This window comes from Aeromicrobium sp. CF4.19 (assembly GCF_051262555.1).
Classification (GTDB): domain Bacteria; phylum Actinomycetota; class Actinomycetes; order Propionibacteriales; family Nocardioidaceae; genus Aeromicrobium.
The window spans coordinates 532,818-551,413 of record NZ_JBIMEU010000002.1; the positions used below are offsets into that span (position 1 = coordinate 532,818).

15 protein-coding genes are annotated in these 18,596 nt (G+C 71.0%); 6 read left to right on the plus strand and 9 right to left on the minus strand.

Features of this window, described 5'->3' with window-relative positions; translation table 11 throughout:
- Positions 1-6 precede the first annotated feature (6 nt).
- From ACHAAC_RS07215 to uvrB, 3 genes are all read right to left on the minus strand, one after another.
- On the minus strand, positions 7-1,023 hold the full coding sequence (locus tag ACHAAC_RS07215) for a TerC family protein (protein ID WP_435715378.1): 1,017 nt from the start codon (positions 1,021-1,023) through the stop codon (positions 7-9).
- Between the two features lie 181 nt (positions 1,024-1,204).
- Positions 1,205-2,014, minus strand: a complete 810-nt coding sequence (locus tag ACHAAC_RS07220; protein ID WP_435715379.1) for an aldose 1-epimerase — start codon at positions 2,012-2,014, stop codon at positions 1,205-1,207.
- Positions 2,011-4,095: an excinuclease ABC subunit UvrB gene (gene uvrB, locus ACHAAC_RS07225; RefSeq protein ID WP_435715380.1), complete on the minus strand. Its 2,085-nt coding sequence runs from the start codon at positions 4,093-4,095 to the stop codon at positions 2,011-2,013. Before uvrB ends, ACHAAC_RS07220 begins: the two co-directional genes overlap by 4 nt.
- A gap of 112 nt (positions 4,096-4,207) precedes the next feature.
- Between uvrB and ACHAAC_RS07230 the strand changes: the two genes are divergently transcribed.
- Entirely contained in the window at positions 4,208-4,864 is a 657-nt protein-coding gene (locus ACHAAC_RS07230) for a TetR/AcrR family transcriptional regulator (protein ID WP_435715381.1), read from the plus strand.
- 30 nt (positions 4,865-4,894) lie between these two features.
- Here the strand turns inward: ACHAAC_RS07230 and ACHAAC_RS07235 are convergent, their stop codons facing one another.
- Entirely contained in the window at positions 4,895-6,307 is a 1,413-nt protein-coding gene (locus ACHAAC_RS07235; protein WP_435715382.1) for an acetyl-CoA C-acetyltransferase, read from the minus strand.
- Between the two features lie 199 nt (positions 6,308-6,506).
- Between ACHAAC_RS07235 and ACHAAC_RS07240 the strand changes: the two genes are divergently transcribed.
- Together ACHAAC_RS07240 and ACHAAC_RS07245 are read left to right on the plus strand one after the other, a co-directional pair.
- Entirely contained in the window at positions 6,507-7,853 is a 1,347-nt protein-coding gene (locus tag ACHAAC_RS07240; RefSeq protein ID WP_435715383.1) for a 3-oxoacyl-ACP reductase, read from the plus strand.
- On the plus strand, positions 7,850-8,728 hold the full coding sequence (locus ACHAAC_RS07245) for a MaoC family dehydratase (RefSeq protein ID WP_435715384.1): 879 nt from the start codon (positions 7,850-7,852) through the stop codon (positions 8,726-8,728). Before ACHAAC_RS07240 ends, ACHAAC_RS07245 begins: the two co-directional genes overlap by 4 nt.
- A gap of 53 nt (positions 8,729-8,781) precedes the next feature.
- On the opposite strand, the gene ACHAAC_RS07250 is transcribed toward ACHAAC_RS07245, so the two are convergent.
- From ACHAAC_RS07250 to ACHAAC_RS07270, 5 genes are read right to left on the minus strand one after another with little or no spacing between them, the layout of a single operon-like run.
- Positions 8,782-9,645, minus strand: coding sequence for an acyl-CoA thioesterase (locus ACHAAC_RS07250; RefSeq protein WP_435715385.1), 864 nt, complete (start codon positions 9,643-9,645; stop codon positions 8,782-8,784).
- A gap of 31 nt (positions 9,646-9,676) precedes the next feature.
- A complete protein-coding gene (locus tag ACHAAC_RS07255; protein WP_435715386.1) occupies positions 9,677-10,570 on the minus strand; it encodes a PAC2 family protein in 894 nt (297 codons plus the stop codon).
- 15 nt (positions 10,571-10,585) lie between these two features.
- A complete protein-coding gene (gene dxs, locus ACHAAC_RS07260; protein WP_435715387.1) occupies positions 10,586-12,493 on the minus strand; it encodes a 1-deoxy-D-xylulose-5-phosphate synthase in 1,908 nt (635 codons plus the stop codon).
- A 44-nt stretch (positions 12,494-12,537) separates the two neighbouring features.
- Entirely contained in the window at positions 12,538-13,041 is a 504-nt protein-coding gene (locus tag ACHAAC_RS07265; RefSeq protein ID WP_435715388.1) for a flavin reductase family protein, read from the minus strand.
- Positions 13,042-13,073: 32 nt separating this feature from the next.
- Positions 13,074-14,753, minus strand: coding sequence for an alkaline phosphatase D family protein (locus tag ACHAAC_RS07270; RefSeq protein ID WP_435715389.1), 1,680 nt, complete (start codon positions 14,751-14,753; stop codon positions 13,074-13,076).
- A gap of 117 nt (positions 14,754-14,870) precedes the next feature.
- On the opposite strand from ACHAAC_RS07270, the gene ACHAAC_RS07275 reads away from it, so the two are divergent.
- From ACHAAC_RS07275 to ACHAAC_RS07285, 3 genes are read left to right on the plus strand one after another with little or no spacing between them, the layout of a single operon-like run.
- Positions 14,871-16,253, plus strand: a complete 1,383-nt coding sequence (locus ACHAAC_RS07275; protein ID WP_435715390.1) for an FGGY family carbohydrate kinase — start codon at positions 14,871-14,873, stop codon at positions 16,251-16,253.
- 14 nt (positions 16,254-16,267) lie between these two features.
- Entirely contained in the window at positions 16,268-17,428 is a 1,161-nt protein-coding gene (gene xylA, locus ACHAAC_RS07280) for a xylose isomerase (RefSeq protein WP_435715391.1), read from the plus strand.
- A gap of 31 nt (positions 17,429-17,459) precedes the next feature.
- Entirely contained in the window at positions 17,460-18,596 is a 1,137-nt protein-coding gene (locus ACHAAC_RS07285) for an ROK family protein (protein ID WP_435715392.1), read from the plus strand.

The window sequence follows — 18,596 nt, forward strand, 5'->3', positions numbered from 1 at the left end:
CGTGGCTCAGTCGCGAGCGTCGCCCGCAGCCTCGCCCTCCTTGGGCGGGGCCGGGACCTCCTCCGGGTGCCGGCTGGAGTACCAGAGGCTGACGACCGCGGTGGTGCCGAGGATGACGATGATGGCACCCAGGCTCGCCAGGGTCGGGATCTCCGGGACCGGGACGTGCTCGCCACCGTTGATGAAGGCCAGCTCGTTCTCGTGCAGCGCGTGCAGCAGGAGCTTCACGCCGATGAACCCGAGCAGGATGGCCAGGCCCTGGGACAGGAAGACCAGACGCTTGAGCAGGTCGCCCAGCAGGAAGTACAGCTGGCGCAGACCCATGAGGGCGAACACGTTCGCCGTGAAGACCAGGTAGGGCTCCCGGGTCAGGCCGTAGATGGCCGGGATCGAGTCCAGCGCGAACAGCAGGTCGGTGGTGCCGAGGGCGATGATCACCAGGAACATCGGCGTCATGACCCGCTTGCCGTTCTCGTGGATGAAGAGCTTGAGCCCGTCCCACGTGTCGGTCATCGCGAAGCGACGGCGCGCGAGCTTGACGACGCGGTTCTCGGCGTCGTCGTCGTGGTCGTTGTCCCGGATCAGGTTGATCGCCGTGTAGATCAGGAACGCCGCGAAGATGTAGAAGACCCACGAGAAGTTGTTGATGGCCACCGCGCCGACGGCGATGAAGACGGCCCGGAAGATCAGGGCGATGATGATGCCCACCATGAGGGCTTCCTGCTGGTACTTCCTGGGGACGTTGAAGCTCGCCATGATCAGGATGAACAGGAAGAGGTTGTCGATCGACAGGCTGTACTCGGTGAGCCAGCCGGCGAAGAACTCCGTCCCGTACTGCGAGCCGTGGTAGGTGAACGTCCAGATGCCGAAAGCGATCGCCAGCCCGACGTAGAAGGACAGGTAGGCGACGCACTCGCGCGTCGACGGCTCGTGTGGCTTGCGGGCGACGATGATCACGTCGAACAAGATGATCGCGATCGTGACGCCCACGGTGATGGCCCACTCGGTGGTGGAGACGTTCACTCGGTTCCTCCGGTCTACGGTGTGGTCCGAGGTCTCTTCCGCCGCCGAGGCGACCCGCAGCACCGGACGATCCAAGGATGATCGACGTGGTGACGACGCTGCGGCGCAGGAATACTCCCCTCCGGCGCACCATTCTTGCAGCACATCTCGACTCCCGCGCACCACGGTGCCGTGCGGCGCATCACGTCCGGAGCTCGGCGGCCGCCCCCTGCTGGGAGAGGTCCGACACCACGATGGTGAGGCGCACCTCGCGCGCGGTGAGGCACGCGGCCCACCGCGGGTGGTGGAAGGCGTCGGGCGGGGCCGTCTGGGGCTCGACGCAGACGGCGTGCTCCGGCTCGGTGAAGACGACCCACCAGTCCGCATCGGAGTACAGGGTCGCGCCGAGGACGCCGGGCCAGGTCAGCCGGGGTGGGCCGGCGAGGGTGAAGCAGTCGTCCCACGGCCCCGGCTCGGGAGCGACGATGCGTCCGGTGGGCAGGCCGTCCGCCCCCCGCTGGACCTGGTCGAGCCGGTCCAGCTCGAGCTCGGCCTGCGCGCCTCCGACCTCGCGCCGGAACCACGGGTGGAAGCCCAGCGACGCGCCGGGTCCCTCACCGTCCCAGCGCAGCCGCAGGTGCAGCCGGTCGTCGGCCAGCTCGTAGGCGAGCCGGGCGCGTCCGGCTGCTGGCCACGGGTCGCCCAGTGGGACCTCCAGCTCCAGCGGCCCCACCTGCTCCCAGACGGCCTCGCGTCCGAGACCGTGCAGCGCGTGACCGTCGGGCGAGGGCGGCAGCGGCCACTCCCGACCGTGGGTCCGGAGCCGGGCGTCCGCGATCCGGCCGGCCCACGGCACCATCGGGTAGCAGCCGTGGGCCACCGAGTCGTCGACGCCGGGGATGGACTGGGTGGAGAGCAGCTCATGGCCGAAGGCAGTGAACGACAGCAGGCGTCCGCCCCGCTCCGGGTCCACCGTGATGCTCAGCGGTCCCTGCTCGGCGCGCAGGGTCACACCCCGGCCTCGAGCATGCCGCGCAGCTCCTTCTTCAGCTCGCCGATCTCGTCGCGGAGCCTCGCGGCCACCTCGAACTGCAGCTCGGCCGCCGCCGTGTGCATCTGGTCGCTGAGCTGCTCGATGAGGGCCGCGAGGTCGCCGGAGGGCATGTCGGCGAGGTTGGCCGTGTGCTGCCCGAGCGGCACCGGTGCACCCTTGCGCTTGTGGTCACCCGTGGCGGCGAGCAGCTTGCTGGTGTCGGCGTCCTCGCGGGCCAGCATGTCGGTGATGTCGCCGATCTTCTTGCGCAGCGGCTGTGGATCGACGCCCTTCTCCTTGTTGTAGGCCACCTGCTTCTCGCGTCGACGGTTGGTCTCCTCGATCGCCAGCTCCATCGAGTCGGTGATCCGGTCGGCGTACATGATGACCTGGCCCGACACGTTGCGTGCTGCACGTCCGATGGTCTGGATCAGGGACCGTCCCGACCGCAGGAAGCCTTCCTTGTCGGCGTCCAGGATCGCCACCAGGCTCACCTCGGGCAGGTCCAGGCCCTCACGCAGCAGGTTGATGCCGACCAGCACGTCGTACTCGCCCATCCGCAGCTCTCGCAGGAGCTCGACCCGGCGCAGCGTGTCGACCTCGCTGTGCAGGTAACGCGTCCGGATCCCTGACTCCAGGAGGTAGTCGGTGAGGTCCTCGGACATCTTCTTGGTGAGCGTCGTGACCAGGACCCGGTCACCGCGTCCGGTGCGGTCGCGGATCTGGGCGATGAGGTCGTCGATCTGCCCCTTGGTGGGCTTGACCAGCACCTCGGGATCCACCAGGCCGGTGGGCCGGATGATCTGCTCGACCACGTCACGGCCGGTCTTGTCCATCTCGTAGGAGCCCGGGGTGGCAGAGAGGTAGATGCTCTGACCGATGCGGTCCAGGAACTCCCCCCACATCAGGGGCCGGTTGTCCATGGCGCTGGGCAGCCGGAAGCCGTGCTCCACCAGCGTGCGCTTGCGCGACGCGTCGCCCTCGTACATGGCGCCGATCTGCGGGATGGTCACGTGGGACTCATCGACCACGAGGACGAAGTCCTCGGGAAAGTAGTCCAGCAGGCAGTTGGGGGCGCTGCCGGGTGGGCGGCCGTCCATGTGCAGGGAGTAGTTCTCGATGCCCGAGCACGTGCCGACCTGCTGCATCATCTCGATGTCGTAGGTGGTGCGCATGCGCAGACGCTGGGCCTCCAGGAGCTTGTTCTGCGACTCCAGCTCCGCCAGCCGCTCGGCCAGCTCGACCTCGATGCGCTCGACCGCCCGCGTCATCACGTCGGGTCCGACGGCGTAGTGCGTCGCGGCGCCGACCGAGAGCTCGGTGTCCTCGCTCAGGACCTCCCCCGTGAGCGGGTGCAGCGTCATGAGCCGCTCGATCTCGTCACCGAAGAACTCCACCCGGACGGCCATCTCCTGGTAGACCGGGAAGATCTCCAGGGTGTCGCCCTTGACGCGGAACGTGCCGCGCGTGGCGGTGACGTCGTTGCGCACGTACTGCGCCTGCACGAGGGTGCGCAGCAGCTCCTCGCGCGGCTTCTCCTCCCCCACCCGGAACCGGATCATCCGCTCGATGTACTCCTGTGCCGAGCCCAGGCCGTAGATGCACGAGACCGTGGCCACGACGATGACGTCGCGACGCGACAGCAGCGACCAGGTGGCTGAGTGCCGCAGCCGCTCCACCTCGTCGTTGACCGAGGAGTCCTTCTCGATGTAGGTGTCCGTCTGGGGGACGTAGGCCTCGGGCTGGTAGTAGTCGTAGTAGGAGACGAAGTACTCCACCGCGTTGTTCGGGAGGAGCTCGCGCAGCTCGTTCGCGAACTGCGCCGCGAGCGTCTTGTTGGGCAGCATCACCAGCATCGGCCGCTGCAGGCGCTCGGCCAGCCAGGCCGTGGTGGCGGTCTTGCCCGTTCCCGTGGCACCCATGAGCACGACGTCGTCGGTGCCACCGGTGATCCGCCGCTCGATCTCGGCGATCGCCGTGGGCTGGTCGCCGGCGGGCTCGTACTCCGAGACGACCTCGAACGGCGCAACCTGACGCTGGAGCTCTGACAGGGGCCTCATGTCTGCAAGCCTACGGGCGGGCGCCGACAGTTCGCCCGCGGCGGACTCCGCTCGTTCGTGCCACGCGAGGCGTGCGGACCCGTACCGTCCGGCGCGGTCTAGGGTGGACGGCATGTCCGCGAACGAACGTCGTGCCGCCAGGACCCGCGAGATCCTCGCCGCCACGCGAGCGCTCTTCGACGAGCGCGGTGTCCGCGACGCCCAGATCGAGGACATCGCGCGCGCCGTCGGGATCAACCGCGCCATCATCTATCGACACTTCTCCGGCAAGGAGGAGCTGTTCGCCCTGACGCTCGTCGGCTACCTCGAGGAGCTCTCCCGTGCACTGCAGGACCGCGACGACCTCGGCGCGGACCCCGAGAAGCGGCTCGCGGCCATGACGGAGGAGTTCTTCGACTTCGGCGAGAAGTACCCCGCCTTCGTCGACTGCGCGCAGACGCTCCTGCGGCGTCGCGGGGAGGAGCTCCTCGAGGAGGTCAGTGGCGAGGCCATGGTCGCGCTGGGAAGCGCCATGAGCGCGACGCTCGGGCAGGTGGTCGCGGTGCTCGAGTCCGGGTGCGAGAGCGGCGTCTTCACGGTGCCCGACCCGATCCTGCTGGCCAACATCTTCTACGCCCAGGGGCTGGGAGTGCTGAACCTGCTGACCCTCCAGCTCGCCGTGCACGGGCACGAGTCCGGGATGCCGGTGGTGGACCCCGTGTCCCGCGAGGCCGTCCGCGGCTACGCCATCTTGATGTCCACGGCGATGGCCCGCGGCGACGCCTCGTAGGAGGTCGGCACCGCGGGCCACCGAGCAGGCTCAGGCCTCCAGGATGGCGACGACGCCTTGGCCGCCCGCGGCGCAGATGGAGATCAGGCCGCGACCCGAGCCCTTCTCGTGCAGCAGCTTGGCGAGGTTCGCGATGATCCGCCCGCCCGTGGCGGCGAAGGGGTGCGCGGCCGCGAGCGAGGAGCCCTTGACGTTCAGCCTGCCGCGATCGATGGAGCCCAGCGGGACGTCCAGGCCGAGCCGGGTCTTGCAGAAGTCCGCGTCCTCCCACGCCGCGAGGGTCGAGAGCACCTGGCCCGCGAAGGCCTCGTGGATCTCGTAGAAGTCGAAGTCCTGCAGCGTGAGGCCGTTGCGGGCAAGCATCCGCGGGACGGCGTAGGCCGGGGCGAGGAGCAGGCCCTCGTCACCGCTGACGTAGTCCACGGCGGCGGTCTCGTAGTCGACGAGGTAGGCCTGGACCTCCCAGCCGCGCTTGCGGGCCTCCTCCGGCGACGCCAGCAGCGCGACGGACGCACCGTCGGACAGGGGCGTGGAGTTGCCGGCCGTCATGGTGGCCTCGTCGCCGAGCTGCTTGCCGAAGACCGGCTTGAGCCTGGCCAGCTTCTCCACCGTGGAGTCCGGTCGCAGGTGGGTGTCCTTGTCGACGCCGCGGAAGGGTGTCACCAGGTCGTCCTGCCACCCTTCGTCCCAGGACTTGGCGAGGTTCTGGTGGCTCGCGGCGGCCAGCTCGTCCTGCGCCTCCCGCGTGATCGCCCAGGCACGGGTGGTGATGGCCTGGTGGTCGCCCATCGACAGGCCGGTACGCGGCTCGGCGTTGCGCGGCTGGTCGGGGGCCAGCATGCTCGGGCGGATCTTGGCGATCGCGGCGAGGCGCCCCTTGTTGTCCTTGGCGTTGTTGGCCTCGATGAGGATCTTGCGCAGCTTGTCGCCGACGGCGAGCGGGGCGTCGGACGTGGTGTCCGTGCCTCCGGCGACACCGAAGTCGATCTTGCCGAGGGCGATCTTGTTCGCCACCTGGAACGCGGCCTGCAGCCCCGTGCCGCAGGCCTGCTGGATGTCCACGGCGGGGGTCTCGGGCGAGAGCCTGGAGCCGAGGACGGCCTCGCGCGCGAGGTTGAAGTCGCGGCTGTGCTTGAGCACGGCGCCTGCGACGAGCTCACCGGCACGCTCGCCCTCCAGACCGAAGCGGTCGACGAGCCCGTCCACGGCGGCGGTGAGCATCTCCTGGTTGGAGACTCCGCCGTAGACGGTGTTCGAGCGCGCGAACGGGATGCGGTTGCCGCCGATCACGGCGACGCGCCGGATGGTCTGCTCGCCGCCGCCGGCCGCGCTGCTCGCGGCCTTCTTGGCGGTCGACTTCTGGGCTGCCGTCTTCTTCGCGGGCGTCTTGGCCGCGGGCTTCTTCGCGGTGCCAGAGTTCGTGGGAGGCGTGGTGTCCGCCATGAGGTGCTCCTCCGTGCTGGGGTGTCGGGCGCGTGGCTCGTGCGGGACGATGGTCGTGGCCCATCATGCCGCCCGACGGGTCGCACGGTCGTGACGTACGCCTCCTGCGAGGGCGGTGGACCTCAACTGTCACACCAAGTTACAGTTCGAGTGCGATTTCAGATACCAATGGTATGCGAGAGATAGGACACATCCGGCGATGAGCGATCGTTACCAGGACCTGGCCCACAACCCGATCGGGAAGTTCGTGGTCAAGAACTTGGGCCTGCCCGACCCGCCCTACCTCGAGCGCTACTCAGGCGGCCCGCTGGTCGCGGGCACCGTGCTGACCGGCAGCGCGTCGCCCGGCCCCGTGGCCAAGGCCGTCACCGCCTCCCTCAAGGCCGCCGGGATCGAGTCCACCGGCGTCCGTGCCGAGGGCAAGAAGTACAAGGGCCTCGTGTTCGACGCGACCGGGATCTCCGGTGCCGCAGGTCTGGTGGCGTTGCAGGAGTTCTTCACGCCGGTGCTGCGCCAGCTGCAGTCCTGCGGCCGTGTGGTGGTCGTGGGCACTGCCCCCGAGACCCTGAGCGCCGAGGACGACGTCATCGCCCAGCGCGCGCTGGAGGGCTTCACCCGCTCACTGGCCAAGGAGGTCGGGAACGGCTCGAGCGTCAACCTCCTCTACATCGTCGAGGGCGCCGAGAAGGCCGTCGGTTCCACCCTCGGCTTCCTGCTCTCCCCCAAGTCGGCCTACGTCTCCGGCCAGGTCGTGCGCGTCGGCACCACCGGCATCACGAAGGCTCCCCCGGCCGCCGAGCTGCTCAAGCCACTCGCCGGCAAGGTCGCGCTGGTCACCGGGGCCTCCCGCGGACTCGGCGAGGCCGACATGCGCACGCTCGCCCGCGACGGGGCCACCGTCATCGGCCTGGATGTCCCCCCGCTGGAGGCCGACCTCAAGGCGCTCGCCGAGGAGCTCGGTGGCGACTACATCGTCGGTGACATCACCGCCGACGACGCCCCGGCGATGATCGCCGATCACGTCAAGCAGCACCACGGCGGTGTCGACGTCGTCGTGCACAACGCCGGCATCACGCGGGACAAGCGGCTGCGGAACATGAAGCCGGAGAACTGGCAGCTCGTGGTCGACATCAGCGTCGGCGCCCCGCAGCGGATCACCGACGAGCTGCTCTCCCGCGGCCTGATCAACACCGGTGGCACCGTCATCGGCATCGCTTCCATCGCCGGCATCGCGGGCAACAACGGACAGACCAACTATGCCTCCGCCAAGGCCGGCGTGATCGGGTGGATCCAGTCCCTGGCCGTACGGGTGGCCGGGGACGGCATCACCGCCAACGTCGTCGCGCCGGGCTTCATGGAGACCGAGATGGTCAAGACCATCCCCCTGGGCATCCGCGAGGCCGGACGACGGATGAACTCGATGTCCCAGGGCGGACACCCCGTCGACGTCGCCGAGGCGATCGCCTGGTTCGCCAACCCGGGCTCGGGCGCCGTCAGCGGCAACGTCCTCGGCGTCAACGGCCAGATGCTGCTGGGGGCGTCGTGACGACCAAGAGCTTCGACAAGGCACCGTCGACCCTGCCGCTCATGCTCAGGGCGGCCCTGCCGGCCGTCCCCGGCGTCGGCTCCCTGCCCGGCGTCAAGCACACCTCACGCGACGTCCCCGACCTCGTGCTCGAGCGCGGTGGCGTGGTCACCGATCCGGAGCACCTGCAGAGGTACCTGGAGGTCTGCGGGTTCGGGCACGCGGACGCCGTCCCGGCGACGTACCCGCACATGTCCGCGTTCGCGCTGCACCTCGCCCTCATGACGGACACGTCGTTCCCGTTCGCACCGATGGGCCTGGTCCACCTGCGCAACCGGATCACGCAGCACCGTCCCGTCACCCCGGACGACGTCCTCGACGTCTCGGTCAGGGCCGACGACCTCCGCCCCCACCCCAAGGGGCGGCTCATCGACCTCCTCACGACCGTCACGGCCGGGGGGGACGTCGTGTGGGAGGAGGTCACGACGCTGTTCTCGCGCGGTTCGGGCAGCGGTGCGGAGACCTCCGCCGCTCCGCTCGAGGGCGTCGACGCGCCGTCCGGCGTCGTGCACTGGCGTCTCGGCGGCGATCTCGGCCGACGGTACGGTGCGGTGTCAGGCGACCGGAACCCGATCCACCTGCACCCCCTCACTGCCAAGGCGTTCGGGTTCCCGCGCAACATCGCGCACGGCATGTGGACGAAGGCGCGTTGCCTCGCGGCGCTGCAGAACAGGCTGCCGGACGCCCATGTCGTCGACGTCGAGTTCAAGAAGCCGATCCTCCTGCCGAGCACCGTCGTGTTCGGCTACGAGACCGACGGTGACGCGATCCGCTTCGGCGTGAAGGCGCAGAAGAAGAGCGCCACCCACCTCGTCGGGCGGGTCACGAGCCTCTGAGCGGGCCGTCGCCGACTCGCTGACCCTCGGTCGTCAGCTCACCGGCCGGCGGCTCAGCCGATCTGCCGGATGAGCCCCTCCTGGGCGACGGTCGCCACGAGCCGGCCGTCCTCGGAGAACACCCGGGCCGTGGCCAGACCCCTGGCACCCGAGGCCGACGGGGACGTCTGGTCGTAGAGCAACCACTGGTCGGCCTTGATCGGACGATGGAACCAGATGACGTGGTCCAGCGAGGCGGGCTGGACCCTCGGCGAGCCGATGATCTCGCCGTGCGGGAGCAGCGCGACGCCCAGGAGGCTGAAGTCACTGATGTAGGTGAAGGCCGCGTTGTGCACCAGCTGGGAGTCCGGCAGCGCGCCGTCGGCCCGGAACCACAGTCGCTGCACGGCCGGGACCGTGGCCCGGGTCGTGTCGTCCTCGGCCCGGTTGTCGCCCACGTAGCGCAGGTCGAAGGAGGACCACTCCCGACGCCACTCCGGCAGCCGCTCCGGCGACACCGAGGCGATGATGTCCACCAGCGGCGTGGTCTCGTCCGGTGCTGTGACCTCCGGCATCAGGTCCTGGTGGTCCCAGCCGTCCTCGGACTTCTGGAACGAGGCCGTCATGTAGAAGATGATCTTGCCGTGCTGGCGGGCGGCGACGCGTCGGGTCGCGAAGGAGCCGCCGTCGCGCACGTGCTCGACGTCGTAGACGATCGGGATCGAGGGGTCGCCGCCGAGGATGAAGTACACGTGCAGCGAGTGGATGTGCCGATCGGGCTCCACCGTGCTCTGGGCCGCCATCACCGCCTGGGCGGCCACCTGACCACCGAAGACCCGCACGAGCGAGGAGTCCTCGGGCTGGGAGCCACGAAAGAGCCCCACCTCGAGCTGCTCGAGGTCCAGCAGGTCGACGAGCTCGTCCAGGGATGCAGGCACGAGACGATCCTAGCGAGGCGCTCGGGTGCCCTCAGTCCTGGTCGTCCTTGCGCTGTCGCGCCAGGAACTGCTCGAACTGGTCGGCGAGCTCGTCGCCGCTGGGGATCGACGTGTCGTCGGCCAGGAGCGACTGCGCGGCGCCGCGCGTGAACGCGTCGTACTGCTCCTCCAGGCCCGAGAGGATGCCCTCACCGTCCTGCTCGGCGATCTGCTCCTCGATCTGCGCGGCGGCCTCGCTCTGCAGCGCGCGGAGCTCCTCCAGGTCGAGCACGAGGCCGAGACGGTCGGTGACCGCGTCCAGCAGCGCCATCGCGGCCTGCGGGTAGTCGACCTGCGCGAGGTAGTGCGGCACGTGCACGACGTAGCCGGCCGCGTCGACGTCGTGCTCGGCGAGGCGCCACTCAAGCAACGACTGCGCCGAGGAGGGCACACGGACCTCGGCCTGCCAGAGGTTCTTGCGGTCGACCAGCTCGGGCTTGGTGGCGTGGGCGGTGATCATCGGCGGGCGGGTGTGCGGCACGCCCATCGGCACGGCGCCGAGACCCAGCGTCAGCGAGACGTCAAGGTCCTCGATGACCTCCAGCATCTCCGCGGCGAAGGCCTCCCAGCGGAAGTCCGGCTCCGGGCCCGACAGGAGGAAGTACGGCGTGCCCTCCTGGTCGTGCTCGCGCACGACCTCCAGGCGCGGCTCGTCGTAGTCCTGGTAGTGGTCCTCACGGAAGGTGATGAACGGCCGACGCGCGCGGTAATCGTAGAGCTCGTCGACGTCGAAGGTGTGCACCACCTCGCCATGACCGCTGCGCAGCTGCTCCGCGGCGATGCGTGGGGCGCCGCCGGCGGTCAGGAAGCCGTCGAGGGCATGGATCAGGACCGGCCCCGGGGGGCGCGGGCTGGTGCTGTCGGATTCACGTCGAGAAGGCCACACGGATGAGTCAGCGCCTCATGACCCGTGGGTATTCCGGGTCCAGGCCGCGAGCGTGTCCGCGGCCACCGCCTCGGGGGTCAGGCCGAGCCGCTCGAGGATCACCGGTCGCTTGGCGTGCTCGAGGAACTCCTGGGCGACTCCGTGCACCCGTACCGGCACGAGCGCCTCGACGTCGCGCAGTGCCTGGGTGAAGGCGGCACCGACGCCGCCCGCGCGGCCGTTGTCCTCGATGGTCACGACGAGCCGGTGCTGGGCTGCGAGCTCGACGACGGCGGGGTCGAACGGCTTGACCCAGCGCGGGTCCACCACCGTCACACCGATCCCGGACGCGGTGAGCTTGGCAGCCGCCTCCAGGCCGCACCCGGCCATCGACCCGACGGCGAGGACCATGACGTCGTCGCTCTCGCCGCGCGCGAGGACGTCCGCGGTGCCGACCGTGTCGACGGCGGGGATGTCCGAGGGCACGGCGCCCTTGGCGAACCTGACCACGGTGGGGGCGTCGTCGACGGTGACGGCCTCGCGCAGGAGCTCGCGCAGGCGGGACCCGTCCCGGGGTGCAGCCAGGCGCAGCCGGGGCACGATCTGCAGCATCGACATGTCCCACATGCCGTTGTGGCTGGCGCCGTCGTCGCCCGTGACGCCGGCCCGGTCCAGCACGAAGGTGACGCCGCACTCGTGCATCGCGACGTCGAGCAGGACCTGGTCGAAGGCCCGGTTGAGGAACGTGGCGTAGACGGCCACGACCGGGTGCAGGCCCGCCATGGCCATGCCGGCGGCGCTGGTGGCGGCATGCTGCTCGGCGATGCCGACGTCGAAGACGCGGTCGGGGAACTTCTCGGCGAACGCGTCGAGGCCGACCGGGTAGAGCATGGCCGCAGTGATGCCGACGACGTCGGGCCGCTCGTCGGCGATGCGGACGACCTCGTCGCGGAAGACCGACGTCCACCCTGCCGGGGCCACCGCGACCGCGTCGCCGGTCTCACGGTCGAACGCGGGAGCCTGGTGCATCTGGTCGTTCTCGTTCTCGACGGCGATGTCGTAGCCCTGGCCCTTGGTGGTCAGCGCGTGCACGAGCACCGGCCCCCCGAACCGCTTGGCGGCCGTGAGGGCCTGCTCCATCGCGACGCGGTCGTGCCCGTCGACGGGACCGATGTACTTGATCCCGAGGTCCTCGAACATGCCCTGGGGCGCGAGGACGTCCTTGAGGCCCTTCTTGATGGCGTGCAGGGCGTCGTAGGTGACCGGGCCCACGGCGCGGGTGCGGTTGAGGCGGTCCCTGATCGCGTGGAGCGCGGGCTCGTAGCGCGGGCTCGTGCGGATCTCCGTCAACCGGTTGGCCAGCCCTCCGACCGTGGGTTGGTAGGACCGACCGTTGTCGTTGACCACGACCACGAGGCGTCGGTCCTGGCCCGCGGCGATGTTGTTCAGGGCCTCCCACGCCATGCCGCCGGTGAGGGCGCCGTCGCCGATCACCGCCACGACGTGGTCGTCGCGACCCAGGGCCTGGTTGGCGCGGGCCATGCCGTCGGCGTAGGACAGGCTGGTCGAGGCGTGGGAGTTCTCCACCCAGTCGTGCTCGGACTCGGCCCGGCACGGGTAGCCGGACAGCCCACCCTCCTGACGCAGGGACCCGAAGTCCTGCGCGCGTCCGGTGACCATCTTGTGCACGTAGGACTGGTGCCCGGTGTCCCAGACGACCCGGTCACGGGGGGACTCGAACACCCGGTGGATCGCGATCGTCAGCTCCACGACTCCCAGGTTCGGTCCGAGGTGTCCGGCGTTGGCGGCGACCGCATCGATCGTGCGCTCGCGGATCTCGTGGGCGAGCGTGTCCAGCTGCGCGTCGTCGAGGCGCTTGAGGTCGTCGGGTCCGGAGATGGAGTCGAGCACTCCGGGGGTCTCGCGCTCAGCAGGTCCGGCCATTGGGACAGTCTAGCGACGACGCCACACCGCGCCCGGGCCCCGCCTCAGCCCCCGTAGCGCCCGCGCACGTGGGTGAGAGCGTCGGGCTCGCCCACCTGCACGTGCTCCACGGATCCCTCCAGCAGCACCGACCAGCCCGCTCCCCGTGGCTCCGAGCGGTCCACGGCCACCCCCAGCCACCCGGCAGCGCCCGTCAGCACCGGCCCCCAGGCCGACGCGGTCCACTCCCCCAGCGTGAAGGGACCACCGGGTGCGGGGACCAGTCCCGCGAACGCCTCGGCCAGCCAGGCGTGCTCGATGGCGAGCAGGTTGACCACGACACGCTCGGGACGGGCGTCCCAGAGGGTCGAGTCCTCATCGAGCAGGGCGAGCACCCGTCCGGGGTCCCCCTCGGCGACGACGAAGGAGGAGACCGTCAGCCCCGCGCGTCTTCGGTGCGAACCCGTGGTGATCACCGAGACCGCCGAGGACATCCGGCCGCGGAAGCGGCGCAGCGGGTCGCGGTCGCCCTCGCCGGGCTGGAAGGGGTGGTCGGTGTGGATGGTCACCCACCCAGCCTAGGCAGTGTCTGCCCCCGCGGTCAGGGGCGCTCGGTCTCCAGCTCGATCGTCTCGCGGGTGACCTCGGCGTCGCCGCGCGCCGAGCGCACGGAGGCCCCCGGGACGCCGCGGTCGTAGGTGAGCTGCAGGGCCGGGTTGCCGTCCTCGACGACCATCGTCGCGCGGGTGAAGACCTCGGCGCCCGGAGACCGCACCTGCGCGAGGGCCCGGAAGTCGGCAGTGATCTCGCTCGGGGTGATCCGGGCCGTGACGTAGCCGCGCAGGTTGTTCTGCAGCCTCAAGTGCGGGTTCCACCGCAGCCAGGGGTGCGCGTCGAGCTCCGCGTCCTCGCCGTTACCGCCGGAGGTGATCGAGGAGCACACCAGCTCCGTCCCCACGGTCCTCGTGGTGGGGTCGGCGTAGTCGAGCTTGAGCTCGCTCGCCCAGTGGGCGTGGACGTCGCCCGTCAGCACCACCGCGTTGCGGACGCCGGCGTCGACCCAGCCGCGGGTGATGCGGTCGCGGGAGGCCGCGTAGCCGTCCCACGCGTCCATGGACACCGTGGTGACCGGCCCCTCGGTGCTGTCGCGCTGGGCGAAGAAGACCTGCTGGCCCAGCAGGTCCCACCGGGACCGCGAGGCCCGGAACCCGTCGAGGAGCCAGCGCTCCTGCGCCGGCCCGGTGATCGAGCGGGCCGGGTCGCTCGCCTCGGGGCAGTCGGCCTGGTAGCCGTCACCGCACCCCTGGTCGGAGCGGAACTGCCGGGTGTCGAGCATGTGGAAGCTGGCCAGGTCGCCCCAGTGCAGCCGCCGGAACAGCTGCATGTGCTCGCCACGGGGGAACGAGCGCCTGCGCAGGGGCATGTTCTCGAAGTACGCCTGGAACGCGGCAGCCCGACGACGCGTGAAGCCGACCGTCTCGTCAGGATTCTCCGGGATCGAGGCCGCCCAGTTGTTGTCGACCTCGTGGTCGTCCAGCACCACGAGCCACGGGGCGGCGGCGTGCGCCGCCTGCAGGTCCTCATCGGTCTTGTACTGGGCGTGGCGCTGCCGGTAGGACGCGAGGTCGACCGTCTCAGGGCCTTCGTGCCCGCGGACGTTGCCACCCGGCGCGACGTAGTCCCCCGCCGTGTACTCGTACTGGTAGTCGCCGAGGTGCAGGACGAGGTCGGGCGCGTCCTCGGCCAGGCGACGGTAGGCGCCGAAGTAGCCGTGCTCGTACTGCGCGCAGGAGGCGAAAGCGACGTCCAGAGCCTCCGGCATCGTGCCGCGAGCGGGTGACGTGCGTGCGCGGCCGGCGCGCGAGACGTGCTTCCCGGCACGGAAGCGGTACCAGTAGGGCCGATCGGGACGCAGACCCTCCACCTCGACGTGGACGGCATGGGCCGTCCCCGGCTTGGCCACCACGGTGCCACGCTGCGCGATCCGCGTGAAGCGACGGTCGGTGGCCACCTCCCACCGCAGGGGCACCGCCCCGGGGGGCATGCCGCCCCGGCCGTCGGCAGCCAGCGGGTCGAGGGCGAGCCGGGTCCACAGGACGAATCCGTCCGGCTCGGGGTCACCGCTGGCGACGCCGAGCGTGAAGGGGTCGCGGCGCAGACGGACGGCGTGGGCGCGGGTGTCGGGCACGGCCCCCGAGGCCGTGCCCGCGGTCCCCATGCCCACAGCCCCCGCGGCGCCGAGCATCGTCCCGGTGCGGATGAGGTCGCGTCGAGTGTTCATGCCCCCACGGCAACGGCACTGGATGAACCCCGGTCGACCAGTCGGAGACCTCCGGGCAGCCAGCGGCGCAACATGCCGGGCTCTTGACTTAATTCATGTGTCGTATTAAATAGACCCATGCCTCTCGTGATCGGCGTGGACTCCTCCACGCAGTCGACCACCGCCGTCCTCGTCGACACCGACGACGGCAGCGTCGTCGAACGGCGCACAGCGCCCCACCCGGACGGGACGTCCGTCGACCCCCGGGCCTGGCTCGCAGCGTTCGACGACGCTGCCGGCCCGTTGCTCCCGCGCGCCGACGCGCTCTCGGTGGCCGGCCAGCAGCACGGCATGGTGGCCCTCGACGCCGAGGGCGAGCCCGTCCACGACGCCCTGCTCTGGAACGACACGCGCTCGTCAGCGGCGGCCACGGAGCTCGTCGCCGAGATGGGCGGGCCGGAGCGCTGCGCGGAGGAGATCGGCAGCGTCCTCGTCGCCTCCTTCACCTCCACCAAGCTGCGCTGGCTGCGCGACCACGCACCCGAGGCGGCGACGCGGGTCGCCACGGTCCTGCTCCCCCACGACTACGTCTCCTGGCACGCCACCGGACGTCGCTCCGCGCCCTTCACCGACCACGGCGACGCCTCCGGCACCGGCTACTACGCCACGGCGAGCCGTGACTGGCGCCCCGACCTCGCCGCCGCCGCCCTCGGGCACGAGGTGTCGCTGCCGCGCCTGGTAGGGCCGGGCGACGCCGGGGGCGAGACGCCGGAGGGAGTCCTCGTCGCCGCCGGGACCGGTGACAACATGGCCGCGGCTCTCGGCCTGAACATGGGACCCGGTGACCTGGCCCTGTCCATCGGCACGTCGGGCGTCGCTTCGAGCATCAGCACGACGCCCCCCGCCGACGCGACCGGGACCGTCACCGGCTTCGCGGACGCCACCGGGAACTTCCTGCCCATGGCGACGACCCTGAACGCCGCCCGGATCCTGGACCTGCAGTGCCGGCTCCTGGACGTCGACCACGAGGGCCTGTCACGACTGGCCCTGCAGTCGGTGCCCGGGGCCCACGGCCTGACCCTGCTGCCCTACTACGGCGGCGAGCGCACCCCCAACCGACCGGCGGCCGTCGGCACGTGGCACGGGCTCACCCCCGCCACCACGCGCGAGGACCTCGCCCGCGCTGCCGTCGAGGCCCTGCTGTGCTCGCTCGCCGACGCAGCCGATGCCGTCGCCGCCATCTCGGGCCGACCCGAGCGCGTGCTGCTCACCGGGGGCGGCACGCGGAGCGAGGCCGTCCGCGCGCTGGCGCCGGCCGTCCTCGGGCAGGACGCCCTGCTGCCCGCGGACGGCGACCACGTCGCCCTCGGCGCCGCGCGACAGGCGGCCTGGGCGCTGCTGGGCGGTCAGGCCCCACCGGCCTGGCCCCTGCCGATCGACCACCACCTCGAGGGCGACCCCCTCACCTCCGTGCGTGAGGCCTACGCACTCCTCCGCGACCGCACTGCGGCGTGGTCATGATGAAAGGCAATCGCATGAGCGTCCCCACCCCCACCCCCGCCGACAAGTTCTCCTTCGGGCTCTGGACCGTCGCCTACCAGGGTCGTGACCCGTTCGGTGACCCGACGCGTGGCGAGATGGACCCGGTGCACGCGCTGGAGAAGCTCGCCGAGCTCGGCGCCTACGGCGTGAACTTCCACGACGACGACCTCATCCCGTTCGGCACCGGCGAGGCCGAGCGCGAGGCGATCATCGAGCGCTGGAAGAAGGGCCTGGCCGACACCGGGCTCGCCGTCACCACCGCCACGACCAACCTTTTCGGCCACCCGGTGTTCAAGGACGGCGGCTTCACCTCCAACGACCGCGCCGTCCGGCGCTTCGCCATCCGCAAGGTGATGCGCAACATCGACCTCGCAGCCGAGCTCGGCGCCGACACCTACGTCTGCTGGGGCGGGCGCGAGGGCGCGGAGTCCGGCGCTGCCAAGGACGTCCAGGCGGCGCTGTCGCGCTACAAGGAGGCCTTCGACGTCCTGGGCGACTACGTGACCGAGAAGGGCTACTCGCTCCGGTTCGCGATCGAGCCCAAGCCCAACGAACCCCGTGGCGACATCCTGCTGCCCTCCATCGGCCACGCCCTCGCCTTCATCGAGACCCTCGAGCGGCCGGAGCTCGTCGGCGTGAACCCGGAGATCGGGCACGAGGAGATGGCCGGTCTCAACGCGGCGCACGGGTACGCCCAGGCGATGTGGCAGGGCAAGCTCTTCCACATCGACCTGAACGGGCAGACCGGACCGCGCTACGACCAGGACTTCCGCTTCGGCGCCGGCAACGCCCGTGGGGCGTTCTGGGTCGTGGACACGCTCCTGCAGGGCGGGTACGACGGGCCGGTCCACTTCGACTTCAAGACGCCCCGGACCGAGGACGAGGCCGGCGTGTGGGTCGCCGCGGCGGCCTGCATGACGAACTATCTCGTCCTGAGGGAGAAGTCACAGGCCTTCCGTGCGGACCCCGAGGTGCAGGCTGCGCTCGAGGCCGCCCGGCTGCCGGAGCTCTCGATCCCCACGCTGGCACCCGGTGAGGGCTGGGCGGACGTACGCGACGAGATCGATCCCGACGTCGAGGCCCTCGGCGCCCGTGGTTCGGCCTTCGAGCACCTCGACCAGCTCGCCCTCGAGCACCTGTACGGCGTCCGGTGACCCTGGGTGGTCTGACATGACCCTGGGTGCCGTGGGCACCGAACGCCTGCGTCGACTCAACACCGCGGCCGTGCTCGTCGCCCTGCGTGAGCACGGTCCTGCCAGCCGATCGCTGCTGGCCGAGCGCACGGGGCTCGCCAAGGCGACGATCGGGGCCATCGTCGGCCACCTGTTCGAGCGCGGGGTCGTCGCCGAGGGCGCGCCCGAGAACGGGGCCCGTGGGCGACCCTCGCGTCCGGTCTCGCTGGCCCCGTCGGGCCTGCTGGGACTCGGCATGGAGGCCAACGTCGACTACGTGGCCGCTGCCCTGGTGGACGTCGCAGGGGGCGTGGTGACGTCTCGGACCACCGCGGTGGGCACGGGTTCACCGCTGGAGGTCCTGCGTGGCCTGGCCGTCTCCGTCCAGGAGGAGGCGACCGGCCCCGTCGTCGGGGCCGGCCTCGCGGTCCCCGGGCTCGTCGACACCGACGGACGCACCGTGGCCTGGGCGCCGAACCTCGAGTGGGAGGACGCACGGCCGGGCCGGGCCCTCTCGGAGGCGCTCGGCCTGCGCGTCGTCGTCGAGAACGACGCCAACCTGGCGGCCGTCGCGGAGGGCGCGCACGGCGCTGCACTGGACGTCCGACACTCCCTGTACCTCACCGGCACGGTGGGGATCGGGGCCGGGATCGTCGACGACGGCCGGCTGGTGCGCGGCGCCGGATTCGCCGGAGAGGTCGGCCACATGCCGATCGGACGGCCCGATGCGCGATGCGGCTGCGGCCGGCTCGGCTGCTGGGAGGCGACCGTCGGCCTTCGGCCGATGCTCCGCGCCGTGGGCGAGCCCGAGCACGCGAACCCGACGGAGTCCGCCACCGCGGTCGCGGCGCGCGCCGAGGTGGAGGCCCCGGTCCGCTCAGCCCTCGCCGAGCTCGGGTCCCGGCTCGGGCACGGCATCGCCTCGCTCACCTCGATCCTCGATCCTGACGCCGTCGTGCTGGGGGGCTACTTCGTCCCCCTCGCCCCGTGGTTGCTCCCGGTGGCCTCCGCCGTCATCGACGAGCGACTGCCGTCCGCGGACCGGCACCGTCCGACGCTGCGTGCCGGCGCCCTGGGGATCGAGGCCGCGGCCGTCGGGGCAGCCGAGCACGCACTGACCGGCGTGCTCGACGGCTCGGTCCCGATCTGA

Coding starts and splice junctions, on each gene's coding strand:
- ACHAAC_RS07235 (WP_435715382.1), bottom strand. CDS start 6,307: ATGGCGGACACCACGCCTCCCACGAACTCTGGCACCGCGAAGAAGCCC.
- dxs (WP_435715387.1), bottom strand. CDS start 12,493: ATGGCCGGACCTGCTGAGCGCGAGACCCCCGGAGTGCTCGACTCCATC.
- ACHAAC_RS07275 (WP_435715390.1), top strand. CDS start 14,871: ATGCCTCTCGTGATCGGCGTGGACTCCTCCACGCAGTCGACCACCGCC.
- ACHAAC_RS07270 (WP_435715389.1), bottom strand. CDS start 14,753: ATGAACACTCGACGCGACCTCATCCGCACCGGGACGATGCTCGGCGCC.
- uvrB (WP_435715380.1), bottom strand. CDS start 4,095: ATGAGGCCCCTGTCAGAGCTCCAGCGTCAGGTTGCGCCGTTCGAGGTC.
- ACHAAC_RS07230 (WP_435715381.1), top strand. CDS start 4,208: ATGTCCGCGAACGAACGTCGTGCCGCCAGGACCCGCGAGATCCTCGCC.
- ACHAAC_RS07240 (WP_435715383.1), top strand. CDS start 6,507: ATGAGCGATCGTTACCAGGACCTGGCCCACAACCCGATCGGGAAGTTC.
- xylA (WP_435715391.1), top strand. CDS start 16,268: ATGAGCGTCCCCACCCCCACCCCCGCCGACAAGTTCTCCTTCGGGCTC.